General features: G+C 52.4%; 22 protein-coding genes. 5 read left to right on the top strand and 17 right to left on the bottom strand.

Translation table 11 applies throughout. The features are described from left to right. Positions 1–282, top strand: a 282-nt coding sequence (locus AADEFJLK_RS25105) for a hypothetical protein (protein ID WP_211299194.1), incomplete at its 5' end; no start/stop codon positions are given. A 242-nt stretch (positions 283–524) separates the two neighbouring features. On the opposite strand, the gene AADEFJLK_RS10725 is transcribed toward AADEFJLK_RS25105, so the two are convergent. Beyond that, positions 525–1073, bottom strand: coding sequence for an RNA 2'-phosphotransferase (locus AADEFJLK_RS10725; protein ID WP_211299193.1), 549 nt, complete (start codon positions 1071–1073; stop codon positions 525–527). Positions 1074–1179: 106 nt separating this feature from the next. On the opposite strand from AADEFJLK_RS10725, the gene AADEFJLK_RS10720 reads away from it, so the two are divergent. Continuing rightward, the gene (locus AADEFJLK_RS10720; protein ID WP_088620541.1) at positions 1180–1818 is read left to right on the top strand and encodes a DUF4291 domain-containing protein; all 639 of its coding nucleotides are present in this window, start codon (positions 1180–1182) and stop codon (positions 1816–1818) included. Here the strand turns inward: AADEFJLK_RS10720 and AADEFJLK_RS10715 are convergent. Continuing rightward, positions 1815–4511, bottom strand: a complete 2697-nt coding sequence (locus tag AADEFJLK_RS10715) for a hypothetical protein (protein ID WP_103974257.1) — start codon at positions 4509–4511, stop codon at positions 1815–1817. The two genes, AADEFJLK_RS10720 and AADEFJLK_RS10715, sit on opposite strands and share 4 nt — an antisense overlap. Before the next feature lie 317 nt (positions 4512–4828). Between AADEFJLK_RS10715 and AADEFJLK_RS10710 the strand changes: the two genes are divergently transcribed. After that, positions 4829–5803, top strand: a complete 975-nt coding sequence (locus AADEFJLK_RS10710; RefSeq protein WP_103974256.1) for a MerR family transcriptional regulator — start codon at positions 4829–4831, stop codon at positions 5801–5803. A 12-nt stretch (positions 5804–5815) separates the two neighbouring features. Then, positions 5816–6256, top strand: coding sequence for a YcgN family cysteine cluster protein (locus AADEFJLK_RS10705; RefSeq protein WP_103974255.1), 441 nt, complete (start codon positions 5816–5818; stop codon positions 6254–6256). Positions 6257–6260: 4 nt separating this feature from the next. On the opposite strand, the gene AADEFJLK_RS10700 is transcribed toward AADEFJLK_RS10705, so the two are convergent. Continuing rightward, positions 6261–6641, bottom strand: a complete 381-nt coding sequence (locus AADEFJLK_RS10700) for a hypothetical protein (RefSeq protein ID WP_103974254.1) — start codon at positions 6639–6641, stop codon at positions 6261–6263. A 290-nt stretch (positions 6642–6931) separates the two neighbouring features. Between AADEFJLK_RS10700 and AADEFJLK_RS10695 the strand changes: the two genes are divergently transcribed. Then, a complete protein-coding gene (locus AADEFJLK_RS10695; RefSeq protein ID WP_103974253.1) occupies positions 6932–8788 on the top strand; it encodes a SpoIIE family protein phosphatase in 1857 nt (618 codons plus the stop codon). 87 nt (positions 8789–8875) lie between these two features. On the opposite strand, the gene AADEFJLK_RS10690 is transcribed toward AADEFJLK_RS10695, so the two are convergent. From AADEFJLK_RS10690 to AADEFJLK_RS10625, 14 genes are all read right to left on the bottom strand, one after another. Then, positions 8876–10126: a S53 family peptidase gene (locus tag AADEFJLK_RS10690; protein ID WP_088620535.1), complete on the bottom strand. Its 1251-nt coding sequence runs from the start codon at positions 10124–10126 to the stop codon at positions 8876–8878. A 210-nt stretch (positions 10127–10336) separates the two neighbouring features. Beyond that, positions 10337–10717: a PilZ domain-containing protein gene (locus tag AADEFJLK_RS10685; protein ID WP_088620534.1), complete on the bottom strand. Its 381-nt coding sequence runs from the start codon at positions 10715–10717 to the stop codon at positions 10337–10339. Positions 10718–10720: 3 nt separating this feature from the next. Beyond that, a complete protein-coding gene (locus tag AADEFJLK_RS10680) occupies positions 10721–11710 on the bottom strand; it encodes a DNA polymerase III subunit delta' (RefSeq protein WP_103974252.1) in 990 nt (329 codons plus the stop codon). Further along, positions 11707–12330: a dTMP kinase gene (gene tmk / locus AADEFJLK_RS10675; RefSeq protein ID WP_088620532.1), complete on the bottom strand. Its 624-nt coding sequence runs from the start codon at positions 12328–12330 to the stop codon at positions 11707–11709. The genes AADEFJLK_RS10680 and tmk overlap by 4 nt, the downstream gene beginning before the upstream one ends. After that, positions 12327–13322, bottom strand: coding sequence for an endolytic transglycosylase MltG (gene mltG, locus AADEFJLK_RS10670; protein WP_103974251.1), 996 nt, complete (start codon positions 13320–13322; stop codon positions 12327–12329). The genes tmk and mltG overlap by 4 nt, the downstream gene beginning before the upstream one ends. Continuing rightward, a complete protein-coding gene (pabC, locus tag AADEFJLK_RS10665) occupies positions 13312–14160 on the bottom strand; it encodes an aminodeoxychorismate lyase (protein ID WP_103974250.1) in 849 nt (282 codons plus the stop codon). Before pabC ends, mltG begins: the two co-directional genes overlap by 11 nt. Positions 14161–14178: 18 nt before the next feature. Continuing rightward, positions 14179–15423, bottom strand: coding sequence for a beta-ketoacyl-ACP synthase II (fabF, locus tag AADEFJLK_RS10660; protein ID WP_088620529.1), 1245 nt, complete (start codon positions 15421–15423; stop codon positions 14179–14181). A gap of 88 nt (positions 15424–15511) precedes the next feature. After that, positions 15512–15742: an acyl carrier protein gene (gene acpP / locus AADEFJLK_RS10655; RefSeq protein ID WP_088620528.1), complete on the bottom strand. Its 231-nt coding sequence runs from the start codon at positions 15740–15742 to the stop codon at positions 15512–15514. 139 nt (positions 15743–15881) lie between these two features. After that, positions 15882–16613: a 3-oxoacyl-ACP reductase FabG gene (fabG, locus tag AADEFJLK_RS10650; protein WP_088620527.1), complete on the bottom strand. Its 732-nt coding sequence runs from the start codon at positions 16611–16613 to the stop codon at positions 15882–15884. Continuing rightward, positions 16603–17571 carry an ACP S-malonyltransferase gene (fabD, locus tag AADEFJLK_RS10645; RefSeq protein WP_088620526.1) on the bottom strand — a complete coding sequence of 323 codons (969 nt, stop codon included), beginning with the start codon at positions 17569–17571 and terminating at the stop codon, positions 16603–16605. The genes fabG and fabD overlap by 11 nt, the downstream gene beginning before the upstream one ends. Positions 17572–17601: 30 nt before the next feature. After that, entirely contained in the window at positions 17602–18570 is a 969-nt protein-coding gene (locus AADEFJLK_RS10640; RefSeq protein WP_088620525.1) for a beta-ketoacyl-ACP synthase III, read from the bottom strand. Next, positions 18567–19595: a phosphate acyltransferase PlsX gene (plsX, locus tag AADEFJLK_RS10635; RefSeq protein WP_088620524.1), complete on the bottom strand. Its 1029-nt coding sequence runs from the start codon at positions 19593–19595 to the stop codon at positions 18567–18569. Before plsX ends, AADEFJLK_RS10640 begins: the two co-directional genes overlap by 4 nt. A 78-nt stretch (positions 19596–19673) precedes the next feature. Beyond that, the gene (gene rpmF, locus AADEFJLK_RS10630) at positions 19674–19856 is read right to left on the bottom strand and encodes a 50S ribosomal protein L32 (protein WP_088620523.1); all 183 of its coding nucleotides are present in this window, start codon (positions 19854–19856) and stop codon (positions 19674–19676) included. Then, positions 19856–20398 (bottom strand): YceD family protein, encoded by a 543-nt coding sequence (locus AADEFJLK_RS10625; RefSeq protein WP_170065086.1) that lies wholly within the window; start codon positions 20396–20398, stop codon positions 19856–19858. Before AADEFJLK_RS10625 ends, rpmF begins: the two co-directional genes overlap by 1 nt. Positions 20399–20761 lie beyond the last annotated feature (363 nt).

The following is a 20761-nucleotide window of genomic DNA, read 5'->3' as shown; positions in this document are numbered from 1 at the left end:
GTTAACGGTAGCCGTATTAAAGACTTTGATTCTCTTGGCGAGAAACTAAGCTCTGTTTTTAAAGATAAAAAAAGAGATACTGTTCTATACATTGTCTTTAGAGACGATGTCGGTCTTTCAGATGCCGAAAACATTGTTGGACTTGCACAGGCTATTGGGTATTCAGATGTCAGACTATATGCACTCAATATGAAGACAGAAAAGATGCAAAAAATTAACCTCGCGCTTCCTGAACCTTTATCAGATAATTTATTGAAGTTTATTGGAGCCAAGAGTCCGTAACTCATAGCCGAGTAAGTTGGGTATGCTGCTTATACCCAACGCACAAATATCCGATATAGGATGGGCTATTGTTTTATTGATGATGAAGATTTCGATTTTGAATTATTTATATCCAACATTGCCAATGATACCGGACGAAAGCAACGTTTTTTAAAGCGGTAGAGTGATTCTGCCAGCCTCCCTGTCTTTGCAGAAATCAGCTTAAAGAATGGCAAAAGAGAGGCGGATAAAATTCAGACCCACTAGCCCTCTCCCCCCGAAACCGCCGCCAAAAACATCGGCGGTATCGGGCCGCTCAACCAAACCCCGTTCTCAGCTAACCAAAACTTAAAACCTTGCTGGTGCATAGCCAAGGCGGCAATCCTTAACACCACAGGCTGACCATGACGCTGGCCAACCGCCGTTGCCGTCGCGACATCAGACGACAAATGCACATGATGGCGTTGCCCAGGCAACAAACCCTGCGCGAGAATTGACGGTAAAAAACGCGTCGCCGTGCCATGAAAAAGCCACTCCGGCGGGATTTGTTCAGGATAAGCCATTGCGACGCTTGCCGCCGAATGCCCCTGCACCGCACGAATCCGTAAACCGTCTACCGAAATGGCAAAACGCTGTTTATTATTGTCCTCCACCACCCGTCTTATCAGAGCCTCGTCTAGCACCCGGCCTGTTTGGCGGGCCCCAGCCAGCAACTCGGCAATAGTCCCCCAGCCTTCGCTATCCAAAACCAAGCCAATAGCCTGCGGTTCGTGGCGCAAGACATAGCTTAAAAACTTACTCGTTTCAGTCAATAATTTATCCATATTCAATAGGTGGCTTGTTAAATTGTAAATACCCAGGGTAGACTAAGCGCAAATAGTAAATAGTGTAAATTTAGGCATAGATAATGGGCAACCGATGACCTTAACAGAGACATTGCAAACCGACAATGGCTTAAAGCTTATCCCTGCAATCCCGCTCCGGCAAATCCGCGCCGTCTATGACGAACAGACCATCCGCGTCTATCAGGCGTATTCCGACAGCATCGCCGATGCCGCATTAGCACAAGGCACTTTTGCGCCGCCTTTTAAAATGACCCGCATGACGTGGATTAAGCCCTCTTTTCTATGGATGATGTACCGGGCTGGCTGGGGCTTTAAAGATCCGAGCCAAGCGCGTATTTTAGCCATTGACATCAGCCGGGCAGGTTTTGCTTGGGCCCTAGCAAACAGTTGCCCTAGCCACCCTGACCAGCCCCTAAACCAAGAAACATGGCAACACTTAAAGCAGGCCAAGCCCGTCCGTATCCAATGGGATCCAGAGCGGGATTTACAACTCAACCCCCTGCCCCACCGCAGCATCCAAATCGGTTTAGGCGGCATCGCCGTTGATTTGTATGTAAACCAATGGCTACAAAACATAACCGACATCACCCCACAAGCCCAAGCGATTTTCGCTTTGGTTCAACAGGGCGAAGTGGCAAAGGCGCAGGCGATGCTGCCTAGCGAATTACCTTACCCGTTCACCGAATGTATACCCTTAGGCGACAAGACTTAAACCACCCAAAAATCAGCATTTGTCAGCACTAGGTTACTGCCCACGTTAGCAATCTGCACCGCCGCGCCCGCGCCGTTGCCGTCGGCATCGTAAAACAACCCGCCAGTCGCCTGATGATAGATAATAAAATCATTAGCATCCGCCGCCGCTGTGCCAATCTTAAAATAGCCACTGTCCAACCAGCCCGTTGTGGTCAGCTTGGTAAAAATGGCCTTGTCTAATTGCACCGTATCGTCAGCGACAACAAAATCGGTGATAGTGTCGATACCGCCCACTGTCGGTGCAGTGTTAAAAATGAACCTGTCTTGCCCTGCCCCGCCCGTTAACCTGTCGCTACCTAAATCACCATTAATGGCATCATTGCCCGCCCCGCCGGACAAGGTATTATTAGCGGCATTGCCGATCAGGACATTCGGGGCGGCATTACCTGTGCCAGTCAGCGCCGCCCCGATGAGGACAAGAATCTCCACATTAACGGGCAAGGTGTAATCCACCGAGCTATTGACCCTATCTATCTCCGTCACCAGCACCGAGGTTTCAACCACTTTATCGCCGATATTATCGACGGTATAAGTATCATTGCCTAAGCCCCCGGTCATGGTATCCGCCCCCGCCAAGCCATTAAATTTGTCATTACCTGACGTACCCAGCAAGTTATCATTGCCGTTCGATTCCGTAATGCCATCTTGGCTGACGTTCACCGTTAAGGTCTTGCTGGTCACTAAAGAGCCATCCGACACACTCACGGTAAAATCAAGTGCCGCATTCACCGTCAACGCTTCCAGCGCGGCATCATTGGCGACAAAGCTATAGGCTCCCGTCGCCTTCGTCACCGTCAGCAAGCCATACGCGCCAGCTTTACTGATAGTGCCGTTGCCATTAGCGACCCCACCGATAATGCCGTAGGTTAACACGGTATTGTCCACATCACTGGCACTTAACGTCCCTGTGATCGTAGCAAAACTATCATCAAAAGCCGTATCGGTATAATAAATGCCGGGGGGTGTTACCAAGACTGGCGCGTCATTGGTCGCGACAATCTTAACCGTAGTCGCGCCTAACACCGTCAATGCCCCGCCCGTCCCTTGCGCCCCGGTATTGCCGTCGTTAAATATCCAGTCGATTTGCACCGACGAGGGCGGGGTATCGGAAACATTGCGGTAGGAAAGGGTCTGTAAAACCCTATCGACACTATTGGCCGTGGCATGGGCATTAAAATAGATGCTCAGACGGCCAGCGGATTGCGTGTAACTGGCAACGGCAACATTATTAAAAACCACGCTATTTACGGTAAAATAAGGATGCTGATAGCCGCCAAGAAAAAATTGGTCGTCACTGTTCGCGCCGCCATGGCGGACCAGCGTCACCGAAGCGCCATTATAATTATTGGCGGCATCCAGCTCGGCATCACTCACATCAACATCCGCATCCATAGCGACAGGCGAATAATTTTCAGTGTAAGTAGGGATGCTGTGGTCATCTAAATTAATAAGCGGTATCCCGCCATCATTCAAATAATGGGGATAGCCATTTAGGGTATTGACCCTATCAAAACCCGTATCCAGCGTACCGTTACTGTTATAACGCAGCATCGTAAAGCTATTGGGTTTGCCCTGATAATTGCTATGCCCTATGACCAGGATTTTACCGTCCGCCTGTACCGTTACGGAATCGGCGCTATCGTTGCCGTTAGGGCTTAAATCGGTAATCACCTTGCCATTACTACCAAAATGGCCATCCACCGAACCATCGCTGTTGTAACGGATGATGGCTATGTTGGTATAGCTGCTGCCTGCCGGTTGAACGCTGCCGACCACCACCAGCTTACCGTCAGCTTGCACCGCCATATTAACCGCCTGATCATTCCACCCGGACAAGTCCGTCGTCAGTTTGCCGTCACCGCTGAAACTGCTGTCTAACGAACCGTCACTGTTATAACGCGCTAAGGCAAAGTCAAAACCTTGGCCTACTGTGCTGGCACTGCTCCCTAGCACCATTAGCTTACCATTAGCCAACACCTGCACATGATTGGCGAAATCAGAGCCGCCGCTAAAATCGGTGCCCAACTTGCCGCCCTGACCAAAATGGCTATCTAACGAGCCGTCAGGGTTATAACGCACTAACGCAAAATCATCGTCATGGCCATTATTACTGGAACCCGCCACGACTATTTTGCCGTCCTGTTGCAAAGCAACGCTAGTGCCTTGGTCAGTAAAACCCCGAAAATCCGTTGTCAGCTTGCCGTCACCACTAAAACGGGTATCCAACGTGCCGTTGCTGTTATAACGCACCAAAGCAATATCATCGCCACCAATAACCCCATCACACCAGCCCACAACGACAATCTTACCGTCCGCTTGCACCGCCAAGCCATGCGCAACATCGTTACCTTTGCTAATAGCCGTCGCCACTATGCCTTGATTGCCGAAACTGTTATCCAATAAGCCATCACTACGGTAACGCAACAAGGCAAAATCCAGATTATTGTTGGCGTTTACACGGGTACTGACCAATAACCTTTGACCATCAGCCATCACAAGTTCTTGGTCACTAGGGCTATTGCTGGGCCTATCGGCGGGTGTGGTGATAAAAATGCCGTTGCCGGTCGCAAAACTTGGCGCGGTATTTACGGTTAAGATAGCCGCGTTAATGGCGGTATCGATAAATAATAGTTTGCGGGGTGTTTGGCTCATGGCGGATAGCCTTGTGTTAGTGAAAAATGTCTACAATAGCCGCTGCTACGGCTTATAAAGGTAAAGTGTTTTTGAGGCTACGGCCACCCCGCCATTCCGGCAAAGGACGAAAAAACTTAACTACATGATAAATATAGAATATTTCCGCATTAAAAACCTCGGCCAAATAAAACTATCTACATGCCCCCAAACAGCCTTCCAGACTTCCGTCTAAGCCCCGCCTTAGCCGCAGCGCAATGTTCAAATTTTGTCAAGGTTTTGTAAAGCTTGTGTTAGTATGTGGGAATTTACAATCAATCTGATGCAAAGAAGCAACTATGATTAATCCTAATGACGACTCGGCACAATATTTAATCAGCACGGTTTCCAAAAGATCGGGGGTTAAGTCCGATCTCGTCAGGGCATGGGAGCGGCGCTATCAGGCAGTAACCCCGACCCGGACACCGGGCGGACACCGGGTTTACACGGCGCAAGATATAGCCCGCTTAAAGCTCCTCAACCAAGCGACCAGTAACGGCCATAGCATCAGCCAAATTGCCCGGCTACCCTTAGAAGAGCTGAAACAATTGGTTAAAGACGAAGCGGTCGGCGACCTCGGCTTGGCAATGCCGCCAGATAACCCCACTGACCGCCTCTATCTCGCCGAAGAGTATGTCGACAAATGCTATAGTGCGGTACTGGCGTTTGACAGCAACGCCTTAGAGGCGCATTTTGAACATGCGATCGTCGAGCTGGGCACACAAATTTTTATCGAGCAATTGCTGACCCCGTTACTGACCAAAATTGGCGAACGCTGGCGCGTCGGCGAACTGCGGCCTGTGCATGAACACATGGCCTCGTCAATTATCCGCACGCTCACTTATATTTTGCGCAATAATAACCCTATTGCCGCCAACGCGCCACGCATGGTCGTGACCACGCCGATTGGCCAATTGCATGAACTGGGCGCCTTGCTGGCGGCGATCATCGCCGAACTGAAAGGTTGGCAAGTCACTTATTTGGGAGCCAACCTGCCCGCCGAGGAAATTGCCGCCGCCGTCCACTTCACCCAAGCCCGCGCCGTGACCTTAAGCATCAGTTTTAATAATGACGACCTAACTATCCCGAAAGAAATCAGACGCTTGCGCAGCCTATTGGGGGAAAACGTCGCCCTGATTGTCGGCGGCAGAGCCGCTGCGCATTACATCGCCGTGATGGAAGAGGTCGGCGTGCTGAACATCCAAAACTACGCGCATTTTCGGACTATTCTTGACGGCCTGGCGGCACAACCCCAAACCACAGACGCGTTATAAGGCAACAAACAGATGAGTTTTTGGCAAGAAAAAAGCTTGGCGGACATGAGCCCCGCCGAATGGGAATCCTTATGCGACGGCTGCGGCCAATGCTGTCTGCATAAGCTGGAGGACGAAGACACCGGGCAAGTCGCCCTGACCCGTATCGCCTGCGATTTGCTGGTGATTAAGACCTGCCGTTGCCGACATTATGAACAACGCAGCCAATTAGTCCCCGAATGCTTGGATTTGCAGCAACATGATTTTGCCACTTATGGGCGCTGGCTACCCAAAACTTGCGCCTATCGCTTATTAGGCGAAGGTAAACCATTGCCGGATTGGCATCCCTTAATCACCGGCACCCCGGCCAGCGTCGCGGCGGCAGGCATGAGCGCCGCCGCCTACGCCAAAAAAACCGCCAGCATGAAGCGTTCCGAAGACTACGAAGACCATATCATCGCTTGGCTGGATTAACCCGTCACTCCTTAATATTGATCATAATACTCGCCCCGTCCACCGACTTGCGTTTTTCCACTTCGGGTTCGGGCGAGGCTATCCATCCGCCTTGCAACTGGAGCGGGCCGTCGATTTTTTTCGGTTTGGCCGCAAACAGGCCGTTAAAATCATTGAGTATGTCGGCATCATCGTCAAGCCCGTTGGCATCGTTGCCGACCGGGGCGGCGGTAAAAGGCACACTCAAATCTAAGGGGGCTAGGATAGGCTGTGGCGGCGGGGTCAATTCGGCGGCGGGCGGTTTTTTTAGCGGCGGGGCAGGATGGCGGGATGGGGAATGAAAGCCGCTTAATAACAAGGCTAACACCGCTAGCGATGTCCTGATAAATAAACGGGAAGCGTTCATGTTGGCATTTCCATTTCAATGGTTAGGCGAAGGCTGGAGAGCTGGGGTATTATAGAACTTATGTAGGGTGTTAGGCTTAAAAATCCCAAAATAGTTTATCGCTCCTCCAAACCCAGCATCTTGGGCAACCACAGGATAACAAAGCTATCAGGGGAGACTCTCGCTGTCCATGCCAAAGCACTGTTTGCCTGGCTGGGGGTTTACAGCCATCATAAACCCACTATATTAAAATTACATTATGTCACTCTAAACACGGAGTCTTTTATGAACGGCAGAGGCGGTTAATTTCAGTGTTTTGCCTACTCATTATCGAATACCCGCCCGGTGCGGTCCCTGTTATCCGCCAAGCCACTGCCGAAGCGGCGGATTTGTTAGGCTATCACCCCGAAGCCCTGCTCCAACAACCGCTGAGCCTGCTATGCGGCAATGGCGACGCGCTTAGCCTTTGGCAAAGTGCCATAACTGCGGCCACTCCGTTCTCCTTTACCTTCGTGCGGCATAACCGACAACCTTTAACCGTACAAATCAGCGCAGGGGCTTTGTGTACCGACACCCCTGCCCCGGCTATCGCCCTGCATATCGAAACGCCAAATCAGCTTAACGGCCAGTATTGCAATGACATTGCCTCGGCCTTAAGCGATAGCGAGGCGCGGTTCCGGCAAATGGCGGAATTGACCGGAGAATGGTTATGGGAGCAAAACCCCGAAGGCTATTACCTGTACAGCAGTGCGGCGGTGCAACAAATTTTGGGCTATACCCCTGAGGAAGTGGTCGGCCAGCACTACCTGCGCTTTCTGACCGCCCAGAACACCACCGTCCAAGCCCAGAACGCCAGCCGCCAAACCCCCTTTTATGATTTGCTTAACGAACACTGCCATAAAGACGGGCATCGGGTTGTGACCGAATCGACCGGCCTACCGCTGTTCGACGGCCACGGCACATTGCTGAAATGGCGGGGGGTTGACCGCGACATCACCGCGAAAAAATATTTCCAAGACGCGCTGATCGCCAGCGAACAGCGCACCCGTCTGATTATTGAAAACTCCACTAATGCCATCGTTATTATGGATGACGAAGGCCTTATCACCGACTGGAACCGCCAAGCCGAAAAAACCTTTGGCTGGACTGCCGAAGAAGCGGTCGGGCAGGTTTTAGTGGCGTTAATCGTGCCGCCGCCAGTACGCGCCCTGTTCCGGCAAGGCCTGAAACTGTTTTTGCACACCGGCATCTGCCCTTGGCTCAACACCTTGGCCGAACAGACCGCGTTACGCCGCGACGGCACCGAGTTTCCTATCGAGCTGAGCGTATCGCCCTTACTCATCGACGGACGTTATAGCTTTAGCGGTTTTATCCGTGACATCTCCCTGCGTAAAGCCGCCGAACAACAGATCCGGGCAGCGCAAATCACCTTAGCGATAGCCCAGAACGAACTGAAAATCGCCCAATATATCCAAACCTCCTTATTGCCTTCCGCACCCATCGCAACCGCAGATTTTACCGTGACCGGATTGTGCCTGCCCGCCGATAAGGTCGGCGGCGATTATTTCGATTATTTTTACCATAATAACCGGCATTTGGATATGGTGATCGCCGACGTGTCCGGGCATTCCATAGGCCCTGCGTTATTTATGGTCGAAGCGCGGAGCATGATCCGTACCCAGGCCCAGCATTCGGGACAACCGGGCGCCATTCTCGGTTTGCTGAACCAGTTTCTGTTTGATGACTTGAATAAGGCCGATTACTTTATCACCGCCTTTTATCTGCAATATGCCTTAGATAGCCAACTGTTAAGCTACGCCAACGCCGGACATTCACCACCGCTGCTGATGCGTGCCAATGCCGGGGCCTGTGAGCTCTTAGATGCTGACGGGATGATTTTAGGGGTACGCAAGACTATCGTTTTTGAAGAAAAAACGGTACCTATAGCGGAAGGTGACGTGCTGCTGCTCTATACTGACGGGCTGACCGAAGCGGACAATCCCCAAGGCGAATTTTTTGGCTGGCGACGCGCCGCCGACGTGTTGGCCGCACACGCGGCGGCAAGCCCACAAGCCATCCTCGACGCATTGCTCAACGCGCTCAAGGCTTTTTGCCAACGGGAGACCTTTACCGATGACATTACCTTACTGCTGTTTAAACGGCACTAATCCTGCCATCGGCAGGCCACAATTCCAAGCCTTTCAGGCTGTAAAAACCTGAAAGGCCTTAACGTCAGCCGTAACCGGATAAAAACCTTATTGCCCGACCTTACCCAAGCCTGTACACGGATCCCAGCCAGCCACAGCATTCCAGCCCGCATAAGGCCCACACCAACCTTTGCTAATATCGGTAAAGCTAACCGGACTGGTGCCGCCATAAATTTTGGCCAACAAAGCTTGGGACGAAGCCTCAAAACTGCCCGCCGCATTGACGATACCCGCTAAGGTAGGCGATGACCAACTGGTGCCGCCGACAATAAACCAACCCGCTTTGCTGTTATTAGAGGCTGTATAATACAGCCAGCCCCCCGTAATGGGGTCAGCCGCCAAAGACACATCCGGTGCCGCACGCGTGCTGCCGATTAGCGGCGCCAAAGCATCCTGATAACCGGGTCGCTTTATATAGGGGCTAATCCCGCCACCGCCGTCAATCCATGCCACTTCACCCGTCAGTTTTTGCGTGGCGGGTTCCCGGCGCAGCGTCGTGCCACCCACACAAACGACATTGGCGGACATACAGGGGTAACTGGTTCCTGCCGCATCGCCGCTGGAGGCAAAATAGACGACATTCGGTGTCGTATAATGGCTCTCGAAATTCACCTCTTTCGTAAACTCGGCGCCGCCATAACTCATCGACACTTGGCCGCCGCCCGCCGCCGCCACTAAGGCACTGGCGACATCGACTGCCGCCGTCAAGTCCTTGTTAGAATTAGAGGCCGCTTCCACAAGATACAGCTTGGCATTCGGTGCCATCGCGTGCGCCCATTGCAAATCTAAAGCTTCCTCCACTTCCCAGCCGTTCGGATCCGTTTTAGGTTGCGTACCGCTGGCATAAACCACCTCAAGATCAGGCGCAGGCAAACCGAATTGCGTGGAAAACATCTGCAAATCGCTTAAGGCATTGGGATAATGGTAGGCATCGACCAAGGCAATCGCCTTACTGCCGCCCGTCACCACGGTAGTGACTTTATTAGGGTTACAGGCATACAGCCTCGGCACCCGATTATAAACACAGGCCAAAGAAGCGGGCGTTTCATACCCATAGCCCAAATAAGGCGGCCCGCCCAACGGTGCAGTGTTGGCGGCAATCGCGGCATGGAGTTTGGCATAACCGCCGGGCGGCACTAAGAATTTAAAATGGGTGCGGGCTTTTAAGCCAGCATCTTCAGGCTTGTCCACACTGGAGGGGGGCGTGATGATTTGCGCCGTATCGGCGGCATAAGCGCCAGGTATCGCTAGCAACAGGGCGATAATGCCGGATAAAAAATGTATTTTTTTGATTGTCATTGCTTTTTCCTTGGAGGGTATAACTCTGCCCGCACAGAGTCGATGGAAGCCGTTTTATCAACAGCCCGTCAGTAAAGCGCGTACCCGGCTACCGCTTGGCACGCACCTCACTGCCCGCAAAGTATAGGCTAATCCTTACATTTAACCAGTAAATACGTCACATTGAAACGGATTGCCACTTACCCAATCCCGTCCCTAAACACCCCCCGCTCACATCGTATGGGTAGGCCGCTCAGACCCTAAAGCCCCTGCCAAATAGCTTTCGATTTTCAGCCGGGCATTGCCGCCGCCCGTTTCGGTAAACTGTACGCCGATGCCTGCCGAACGGTAATTTTCCGATCCTGACGGGGTTTTCCACACCACCTTGCCCTGCACGGGGATTTTTTCGTTATCTTCCATTAAGTTCAGCAACATAAACACTTCCTGACCCATTTCATAAGGCCGATTCGTGGGGATGAACAGGCCACCGTTAATCAAAAACGGCATATAAGCCATATACAAGGACTTTTTATCCTTAATAGACAAAGTTAATATCCCTGACCTGGGCGCCGAACCGCCACTGGTAGTGCTGCCGGCAACAGAATCTGCCATAGTTCATTTACTCCGATTAAGCTGTGACCAATAGATGAGGATTTCTTCAAACAAGCTTTGTTTGTTAATGGGGGTATCCAGACGCTGCCTGCTAGCCAACAACACATCATAGAGACCGTAGAGTTTTTTTAAGTCCAAACCGACTGCCAAACTTTGCAAGGTAGCCTGCAAATCAGGGTTAAACAGTTGCCGCGCTTCGGCAAGGTAATGGCAGCGGACGACATCCATCACCCACGAGCTTAACCAAAACAGCAACTGCTGCTCAGGCAAAGCTTGCCACTGTTCCGCGACGATGACCGGATGGGCTTGTTGTCTAGCGACCGCCAACCAGGCCTTAAAACAACTATTGCGTTGCGGCAGATAATCTTGGCGGGCATACGCCAAGGCTTGCAACGGGGAGTTTTGTGCCAAGGCCAGTAACAACGCGGCCTCGGCGGCGCTCAGTTCCGGCTGCTGTTGCGCCAACCACGCCGCCACACAGACGGGGTCGGCGGGGCTGACCGCCAGCTTTTGGCAACGGCTGACTATCGTGGCGGGCAATTTCGCGGGACGGTCAGTCACCAGCAAAATCACGGTGCGCTCGGTCGGCTCTTCCAGACATTTCAAGAACGCGTTCAATGCCCTCAGGTTCATGGCATCGGCAGGATGGACGATAACGACACGGTTTTTATCAAACTGCGGCTTCAAACTCAGGCGGGTAATCAAGGCGCGGATGGCGTCAATCGTGATGCCCTTGCCCACCTCTTCCGGCGCGACGCTAATAAAATCGGGGTGGGTGGCGGCGGCAAACAACAGGCAACTATGGCAGTGGCCACACGCCAAACCATCGGTTTGCGGGGCAGCACATAATAAGGCTTTGGCAAACTGCTGGGCCAGCCGGAGTTTACCGTAACCTTGCGGCCCTTTAATCAACAGGGCTTGAGGAATGCGTTGCTGGACACAATAGCTGTGCAGATGCGCCCAGTCCTGCTGTTGCCAAGGCAACAGGCTCATCGTAACAAGACCCTTAAGGCTTCGCTAATGGCCCGTTGCACCTCAACTAAGGGCTGGTTGGCCTTAATCAGCTTGATGCGTTCTGGATACAACTCCATCTGCACCAAATAGCCGCGCCGGACCCGTTCAAAAAAACTCATTTTTTCCGCCTCAAAACGGTCAATCACCGCCCGCTTTTTAACCCGCGCCATTCCCACTTCAATCGGGGCATCGAGCAATAAGGTCAAATCAGGCCGTAATGGCCCTTGAACAAACTGCTCCAGCCACTCAATGGTGCTGACTTTCATACAGCGCCCGCCGCCCTGATAGGCAAACGTGGCATCGGTGAAACGGTCGCTGATAACCCAATTGCCTTGCGCCAAAGCGGGCTCTATCACATGCTTGATGTGTTGGGCACGCGCCGCGAACATCATCAACAATTCCGCCTGCTCACTGATAGCCTCGCTGTCCGCGTCCAACAGCAACTGGCGGATTTTTTCCGCCAACAAGGTGCCGCCCGGTTCACGGGTGACCACGACCGGGATATTATACTTTTCTAAATGTTCTTTAATAAACGCCAGATTGGTGGTTTTGCCAACCCCTTCGACCCCCTCCAGCGTGATAAATTTACCGCGTATCATTTGCTCTTCCTTTGGTACTGGTTAACCGCCTGATTGTGCGCCGCCAAATTTGCCGAAAACACATGGGTGCCGTCGCCCCGCGCGACAAAATACAGGCTAGCCGACGTATCCGGGTGCAAAGCGGCCTTAATCGCGGCCAAACCCGGCATAGCTATCGGCGTAGGCGGCAACCCCGTTATCAGATAGGTATTGTACGGTGTCAGGGTCTTTAAGTCTTTATAAGTAATGTCACCCTGATAAGCCGCACCCAAGCCATAAATGACCGTCGGATCGGTCTGCAAACGCATACCCTGTTGCAGGCGGCGGACAAAAACCCCCGCGATTTGCGGGCGCTCCGGCTCGGCGGCGGTTTCTTTTTCGATAATCGATGCCATAATCAAAGCCTCATAGGCATTTTTATACGGCAATTGTTCGGCTTTGTGCGGCCATTCGCGGGCAATGACTTGCTGCATTTTCAGATAGGCACGCTGTAACAGCGCCACATCGCTGGTATGCTTTTCAAAAAAATAGGTGTCGGGGAAAAACGCGCCTTCGGGATGGGTGGCGGTGGCGCCCAGCTTAGCCATTAAGGCAACCGGTTCCAGGCCATTTAAGGTATGTTCAAGATGCGGGTTTTGCTCGACGGCTCGGCGCAATTGGCTGAAATTCCAGCCTTCGGGGATGGTAATGGCATAGCGCTTGGTTTTGCCCGCCAACAACAACGCCAAAATATCCGGCTGGGTCAAACCGGCGGGCAATTCATACTCGCCCGTCTTAACACGTTTATACCCGTCGCCGGGCAAGGCCAGCAGCTTAAACCACAGGCCATTGATGGGGACTTGTTGCGCCTGAAGCTTCTCAATAATGCGGGTAAACGAGTCGCCCTTCACCACTTCCACCGTAACGGGAACGCTGACCACCACATCCGTCAAAGCCGAATAATAAGACCAACCTACCCCCACCCCTAAGCACGCAATAAGTGCAGCGGCGGCAAGCCATACTTTATAGCGCATGGCCAACTTCCCTATCCAAGGCTTTTAAGTGCCGCAACTGGCTTTGCAAATGGCGGGTCAGCACACCGACTTGAAAAACGTGGCCGTCGATTTGCCTGACTGGCCATAAACCGATAATGGCATTGCTCAGAAACACCTCATCCGCCGCCAATAAAGCCGCTGGCGTATAATCATGCTCGACCAGCTTAAGCGGCTGTTGCCGGCACAACTCCATCACCAAACCGCGCACCACCCCCGCCACGCCTGAGCGGGTCAATAAGGCCGTGTACACAACGCCGTCCTTGACATAAAAAAGGTTGCTCATCGTCCCCTCAATGACATGGCCGTCGACATTCAGTAACAAGCCTTCTTGGGTAGCGGTATCCGACCATTCGGCCCGCGCCAAAACTTGTTCAAGACGGTTCAAATGCTTGATACCCGCCAAGGCCGGACTGACCCCTAAGCGGGTCTGGCAAAAACGCGCGGCAATGCCCTGCTCTTGGAAGCTGTCGGGATAATCTGGGAAGGGGTGCAGGCTTAAGATACGGCTGCTTTGGATGGGTTCGGGCTGACGGTAGCCACGGCCACCGACCCCACGGGTAATGATGATTTTAATGACGGCCTGGCCATGTTCGGGGGCGGCCTGGCACAAGCTGGCGATTTCATCGGCCAGCAAGTGCAGATCCGGCACAGGCAAACGCAAACGTTGGCAACCGGTTTGCAGCCGCCGGAAATGCTGCGCCAAAAAGACCGCTTGCCGACGGTCTATTTCAATCGTTTCAAATAGACCGTCGCCATAATGGAGTCCGCGGTCGGCTACATCAAACGTTGTGCTGGGGCTACCGTTGACAAGATACATCTATGGCAGTCGGTGCGGCTACCCGTAACGTTTGAGAACCAGCGTCCCGTTCGTGCCGCCAAAACCGAACGAATTGGACATGGCAATGTCAATCTTCATGTTTCTGGCCGTGTTAGGCACATAATCCAAATCACATTCAGGGTCTGGATTTTCCATATTAATGGTCGGCGGGGCAATTTGATCCCTGATACTCAATGCCGTCAGCACCGCCTCAATGCCGCCCGCCGCACCCAACAGATGCCCGATCATGGACTTAGTGGAACTGATGGCAACCTTATAGGCATGATCGCCCAACGCCGCCTTCATCGCTTGGGTCTCACCCAAATCGCCTGCGGGCGTTGATGTGCCGTGGGCGTTGATGTAATCGACCTGATCAGCGTTAAGGCCCGCATCGCGCAACGCCAGCCTCATGCACCGCGCCGCGCCCTCACCGCCTTCAGAAGGCGTGGTGATATGGTAAGCGTCGCCGCTCATGCCAAAACCGACCAGTTCGGCATAAATGTTCGCGCCACGCGCTTTGGCATGTTCCAACTCTTCAAGGACAACCACACCCGCCCCGTCACTTAAGACAAAACCGTCACGGTCTTTATCCCAAGGGCGGCTTGCGGCTTGCGGGTCATCATTGCGGCGCGACATGGCCTTAGCGGAAGCAAAACCGCCCATCGCCGTCGGCGACGTGGTGCAACGCTCAGCACCACCCGCGACCATGACATCGGCATCGCCGTACATAATCAAACGCGCCGCATCACCGATATTATGCGTACCTGTGGCACAAGCGGTGACGATGGCGTAGTTAGGGCCTTTCAGGCCATACTTAATCGACAGGTTGCCGGAAATCATATTAATGATGTTACCCGGCACAAAAAACGGTGAAATGCGCCGCGGGCCACTTTTATCGTAGGTCGCGTAACATTCTTCAATACCGGTAATGCCGCCTATGCCCGACCCGATAGCCACACCGATACGCTCGGCATTGGCCTCAGTGACTTCGATACCCGAATCCTCGAACGCTTGACAGCCTGCGGCAATACCGTAATGGATGAAACCATCCATGCGTTTGGCATCTTTTTCCGCAATGTATTGGGTAATGTCAAAATTTCTGATCACGCCACCGATAGTGGTCGCAAAAGGCGAAATATTAAATGAATCAATCGAACTGATACCGCTTTTACCATTGATGATACCGTCCCATGTTGCTGCGACAGTGTTAGCCAAAGGGGTAACAGCACCCAATCCAGTTATTACAACTCGACGTTTGCTCAATGTAATGTACCGTAAGAAGTCAAGATAGGAATTAGAAGGGGAAATAGCAAGTGGATGGACCCATAAAATCCATCCACTAAGGCGGTCATCAGACGTGTTTTTCTACATAGTCGATGGCTTGCTGGACGGTAGTGATTTTTTCAGCGTCTTCGTCAGGAATTTCACATTCGAATTCTTCTTCAAGCGCCATCACGAGCTCAACTGTATCCAAAGAATCAGCACCAAGATCGTCCACAAACGAAGCGTCGGTCGCAATCTCTCCTTTCAGGCCCAACTGCTCAGAAACAATCTTTTTTACGCGTTCTTCAATGTTACTCATAATTATTATCCTCAAACAATGCAAACTTTCTCTAATCTGCTTGCAATAGTATTGTTATTAGTTTTACTAGAAATCCCGTCTCCGGCAATTCCCAGACGGTGGGGAAATTATACTTTCATATTACAACAATGTCACAATTTTAAGGCATAAACATACCGCCGTTGACATGGAGCGTCTCTCCGGTGATGTAGCCTGCCCCTGCCGATGCCAAGAAAGCTACGGCATGGGCGATTTCCTCGGCATTACCCAAACGCGCCAACGGGATACCCGCCAACAGCCGGTTTTTAATGTCCTCGTTCAGCTCACGGGTCATATCGGTATCAATAAAACCCGGCGCGACCGTATTGACGGTAATGTTACGCGAACCGACTTCTTTCGCCATCGATTTGGCAAAACCGATCATACCGGCTTTTGCCGCCGCATAATTGGCTTGCCCGGCATTGCCGGTTGCCCCGACCACCGAGGAAATGTTAATGATACGCCCATATTTTTCCTTCATCATGCCGCGCAACACTGCCTTGCTCATCCGAAACACCGATGTCAGGTTGGTGGCGATAATATCGTCCCACTCTTCATCTTTCATGCGCATCAGCAAATTGTCGCGGGTGATGCCGGCATTGTTGACCAACACACTGGGCGTACCGAATTCGTCGCTGATAGCCTTGAGTACCGCCTCAACAGAAACGGCATCGGCCACATTCAGCATCATGCCCTTACCCAGTTCGCCCAAGTAAGCGCTGATGGCTTCGGCACCGTTAGCGGTTGTCGCCGTACCCACCACAAAAAAACCGTCCGCCGCCAAACGCTCGGCAATCGCCTTGCCGATACCCCGACTGGCTCCGGTCACTAAGGCCAAGCGCTTAGTCGTCATAACTTACCTCTAAAGCCTGTGCTTCCAACAATTCTTCTAAGGTTTCGGCATCATACAGGGCAAAATGGTCAAGATGTTTGGCGATGCGCTTGTTCAGTCCGAGCAAAACCTTGCCGGGGCCGCATTCGACAATGCAGGACACTTCTTGCTGCTGCAAATAACTGACCGTTTCTACCCAACGGACGGGCTTGTACAGTTGCTCGACCAAAATGGCCTTAATGTCGCCGACATCCTTATGCGACTCAATATCGACATTATGAATAAGCTCGACATTAGGGACGCTGACCGCCACGTCCATCAAAGCCTCACCCAACTTAATCGCCGCCGGCTGCATCAAAGCGCAATGCGAAGGCACACTCACAGGTAACGGCAAAGCACGTTTGGCGCCCTTTGCCTTAGCCGCCACCATCGCCCGCGTCACCGCCGCCGCATGGCCGGCGATAACCACTTGCCCAGGGGTATTAAAATTCACGGCGGCAACCACTTCACCACCCGCCACTTCGGCGCACAACGCCACCACCTCGTCGTCATCCAGACCTAAGATTGCCGCCATTGCGCCAACCCCAGCCGGTACGGCTTCCTGCATCAGGCGGCCACGCAAGGCCACTAGCTTAATCGCCTCTTCAAACTGCAAAGCACCCGCACAGACCAGCGCGGTGTACTCGCCCAAGCTATGCCCAGCCATCCAAGCCGGACGCAACGGGCTATGCTGGCACCAGACTTCCCACGCCGCAACCCCCGCCGCCAACATAATCGGCTGGGTATTATGGGTTTGGTCCAGCTCTTTATCCGGGTCTTCGCTGACAATACGCCACAAATCCTTACCTAAAGCATCCGAAGCCCGGGCAAACGTCTGCTTGACACTAGGATAGTGGGCAGCCAAATCCGCTAACATACCGACCGATTGCGAGCCTTGTCCAGGAAAAACAAAAGCCAAATGAGATGATTGATTGCTCATATTGATAACTATAATTATTATAATTGTTAATTAATATCTGATAAGCGCGGAACCCCAAGTAAACCCGGCCCCGAACGCTTCCAGCAACACCACTTGCCCACGTTGTATGCGGCCATCACGCACCGCCTCATTAAACGCCAGCAACACCGATGCCGACGAGGTGTTGCCTTGGGTCTCCAAAGTCACCACCACCTGCTCCATCGACATTTTCAGCTTCTTGGCGGTGGCCGCAATAATACGGATATTCGCCTGATGCGGCACCAACCAATCTATTGAAGCCTTATCCATCGCGTTTGCCTCCAGCGTCTCGTCAACGATACGCCCTAAGGTATTCACCGCCACTTTAAAGACCTCATTACCGCGCATAGCAATATACCCGGCCTCATCCTTACCCGCTTCGGTCGCCGCTTGCGGGTTAGGGCAATACAACAAATCGTCAAACTCGCCATCGGAATGGATATGCGTGGACAACACCCCCGCCTCTTCACAAGCCTGCAACAACACCGCGCCCGCACCGTCACCGAACAGCACACAAGTGCTGCGGTCAGTCCAATCGACAATGCGCGAACAAATTTCCGCACCGACCACCAACACCGTTTGCGCCGCACCGGACTTAATATATTGGTCGGCAATACTGATGCCGAAGATAGACCCCGAACAGGCGGCCTGCACATCAAACGCGACACCATTTTTTATGCCCAAGCGTTTTTGCAACAAACACCCCGTACTGGGATAGACGCGGTCGGGGGTGCCGGTCGCGACAATAATCAAATCGATGTCCTCAGGGGCTATCTGCGCCGCGTCAATGGCTTGCCGTGCGGCGATTTCCGCCATGCTGGACGCACTTTCGTGGTCGGCGGCAATCCGGCGGCTCTTAATGCCGGTACGCTCATGTATCCAGCTGTCAGAGGTGTCCACCATCAGAGATATTTGCGCATTGGTCAACACTTTTTCAGGCAAATAACCGCCCGTACCTATCACCCTTGCATAACGGCTCATGCACTCTCCCTCTGCGCTAAAATCACTTGAATCTGTTCACTGACTTTTTTTATCACGTCATTTTGCACTTCAACTTCCGCCAGCTTAATCGCCGTCTTAAACGCCAGCACATCCGCGCCGCCGTGGCTTTTGATCACCAAACCGCGCAAGCCTAAAAAACTCGCGCCATTGTAACGCCGGGGGTCGATACGCTGCTTTAAAGACTTTAGCACCGGATACGCCACCACCGCCGCCAGACGGGTAAACAGATTTTGCGCAAACGCCTCTTTCAGCGCCGTGCCCATCATCTTGGCCGCGCCCTCAATTGACTTGAGCGCGACATTGCCGACAAAACCGTCGGCGACAATCAAATCCACTTTAACATGGCCTGCCGTCAAAGAATCGCCCTCGACATAGCCGATATAATTCAGCCCGGAGTTTTCCAGCAACTTAGCGGCGGCTTTAACCTGTTCGTTACCCTTCACGTCTTCTTCGCCGATATTCAGCAAACCGACCTTCGGGTGTTCAATATGTTCAATTGCCTTGACCAGCTCATTGCCCATCACCGCAAATTGAAACAAATGCTCTGCGGTGCAATCGACGTTCGCCCCTAAATCCAAGGCATGGGTATGCCCATAAATGGACGGCAACGTCGAAACGATTGCCGGACGGTCAACGCCGGGGATCATCTTTAACACAAACCGCGCCGTCGCCATTAAGGCGCCGGTATTGCCCGCACTGACACAGGCATCGGCAACGCCGTCACGCACCAAATTGATGGCGACCCGCATTGACGAGTCTTTTTTATTTTTTAACGCCTTAGACGGGGACTCGTCCATACCGACGCATTGCGAGGCATGATGAATAGACAACCGTCCCTGATAGTCAACTAATGCTTGCGCCAAATGTTGCTTAAGTAAAGCTTCATCACCTACCAAAATCAGCACTAAGTCCGGATTGTCTTTCAAGCAATCTAAGGAGGCGGGAACCGTCACAGAAAGACCGTGATCCCCACCCATTGCATCAATTGAAATTGTTAAGCCCACGCTGTCCAGTGACTCCGCCAGAAATTAAAAAAGCCGAGCCCGCAAAGGCCCGGCATAGCATCAGGGCTTGTAAAAGCCTTAATCTTCTTCAACAGCACCCACGATTTGACGGCCTTTAAAATAGCCATCGGGGGTCATGTGGTGGCGCAAGTGCATTTCACCTGTGATAGGGTCTTGTGACAGGGCGCGGCTAGTCAAAGCATCATGTGAACGGCGTTGGCCACGTCTTGAACGTGATACTTTACTCTTCTGAACGGCCATTATAAATCTCCAGTATTTTTTAGGTTGGCTAAGATGGAAAAAGGATTTTCGCGGGGCGACGGTTCGTCATCCCCTATTAATTTTGCTTTGTTAGCCGCTGCGTCTTCGACAAACCCAATGGGTTTAAAACAGGCATAATCGTGCTTTGGAAACGCCGGCAACGCCAGCAACAGCTCGTCTTCAACCAGTTCCTTAAGGGGCATGGTCTCGCCTTCCAGCATCAGCGGCTCGTAGATTTCAGGCAACTTGTCGGCCTGCGCTATCGACGTGACGATGCCAAGCTTGACCTCGCTGTTAACAGGCCACGGCAAAGCCGCCAAACAACTTTGGCACTTTAGTTGCAGCACCGCTTCCAAACGCCCTTCAATCGTCGCCAAACGCCCTTCCCGTTGGAAAAAAAGCTCAATAGCAACAGAACCCGTATCGTCAACTAGCAAATCTGCCAAACGATTCAGGTCTTTTAAAGGTATCTGGCCTTTTAAAGCGCCGCGCTTATCGGCGAGGTGCAAAGGCTCTATGTATTCTGGTAATCTAGCTAACATAACCGCACAATGATATATGGAAACGCCAAAAGCGTCAAACATTGAAAGAATAATCTATTAAAATCAGGCTCTTTTTAGCAAAAAACCGTACTTTTAAGCCCCTCAGGTCTCCCCGCCCGCCGCCGTTCGGCACAGCGTAGCGGCGTAAACGGGTCTTGGCCGGACATTATACACTAGCCGGACAGGTTAGCACGTCAATAGCCCTTGCGTTAAGGTGCTTAATAAATGCCGTCACTTATTAAGCGGCATAGAGACTGGTAACCGTTAGGCGCGAGTTTAAAACCCCTCGGCAAAGGCTAAAGACCTTTGCGCCCCACTAGTGAGGCCACACCGGACGGAGTGCAATGGCTTTTAGCCTTTGCA

Origin of the sequence: Methylovulum psychrotolerans (assembly GCF_002923755.1) — a bacterium.
Taxonomy (GTDB): Bacteria; Pseudomonadota; Gammaproteobacteria; order Methylococcales; family Methylomonadaceae; genus Methylovulum; species Methylovulum psychrotolerans.
This window is presented reverse-complemented; position numbering and strand designations above follow the sequence as displayed.

Coding starts and splice junctions, on each gene's coding strand:
- AADEFJLK_RS10700 (WP_103974254.1), bottom strand. CDS start 6,641: ATGAACGCTTCCCGTTTATTTATCAGGACATCGCTAGCGGTGTTAGCC.
- fabD (WP_088620526.1), bottom strand. CDS start 17,571: ATGAGCAATCAATCATCTCATTTGGCTTTTGTTTTTCCTGGACAAGGC.
- AADEFJLK_RS10690 (WP_088620535.1), bottom strand. CDS start 10,126: ATGACAATCAAAAAAATACATTTTTTATCCGGCATTATCGCCCTGTTG.
- tmk (WP_088620532.1), bottom strand. CDS start 12,330: ATGATACGCGGTAAATTTATCACGCTGGAGGGGGTCGAAGGGGTTGGC.
- mltG (WP_103974251.1), bottom strand. CDS start 13,322: ATGCGCTATAAAGTATGGCTTGCCGCCGCTGCACTTATTGCGTGCTTA.
- AADEFJLK_RS10640 (WP_088620525.1), bottom strand. CDS start 18,570: ATGAGCCGTTATGCAAGGGTGATAGGTACGGGCGGTTATTTGCCTGAA.
- AADEFJLK_RS10720 (WP_088620541.1), top strand. CDS start 1,180: ATGACCTTAACAGAGACATTGCAAACCGACAATGGCTTAAAGCTTATC.
- fabG (WP_088620527.1), bottom strand. CDS start 16,613: ATGACGACTAAGCGCTTGGCCTTAGTGACCGGAGCCAGTCGGGGTATC.
- pabC (WP_103974250.1), bottom strand. CDS start 14,160: ATGTATCTTGTCAACGGTAGCCCCAGCACAACGTTTGATGTAGCCGAC.
- AADEFJLK_RS10625 (WP_170065086.1), bottom strand. CDS start 20,398: ATGTTAGCTAGATTACCAGAATACATAGAGCCTTTGCACCTCGCCGAT.
- rpmF (WP_088620523.1), bottom strand. CDS start 19,856: ATGGCCGTTCAGAAGAGTAAAGTATCACGTTCAAGACGTGGCCAACGC.
- AADEFJLK_RS10685 (WP_088620534.1), bottom strand. CDS start 10,717: ATGGCAGATTCTGTTGCCGGCAGCACTACCAGTGGCGGTTCGGCGCCC.
- AADEFJLK_RS10705 (WP_103974255.1), top strand. CDS start 5,816: ATGAGTTTTTGGCAAGAAAAAAGCTTGGCGGACATGAGCCCCGCCGAA.
- acpP (WP_088620528.1), bottom strand. CDS start 15,742: ATGAGTAACATTGAAGAACGCGTAAAAAAGATTGTTTCTGAGCAGTTG.
- AADEFJLK_RS10715 (WP_103974257.1), bottom strand. CDS start 4,511: ATGAGCCAAACACCCCGCAAACTATTATTTATCGATACCGCCATTAAC.
- AADEFJLK_RS10710 (WP_103974256.1), top strand. CDS start 4,829: ATGATTAATCCTAATGACGACTCGGCACAATATTTAATCAGCACGGTT.
- AADEFJLK_RS10680 (WP_103974252.1), bottom strand. CDS start 11,710: ATGAGCCTGTTGCCTTGGCAACAGCAGGACTGGGCGCATCTGCACAGC.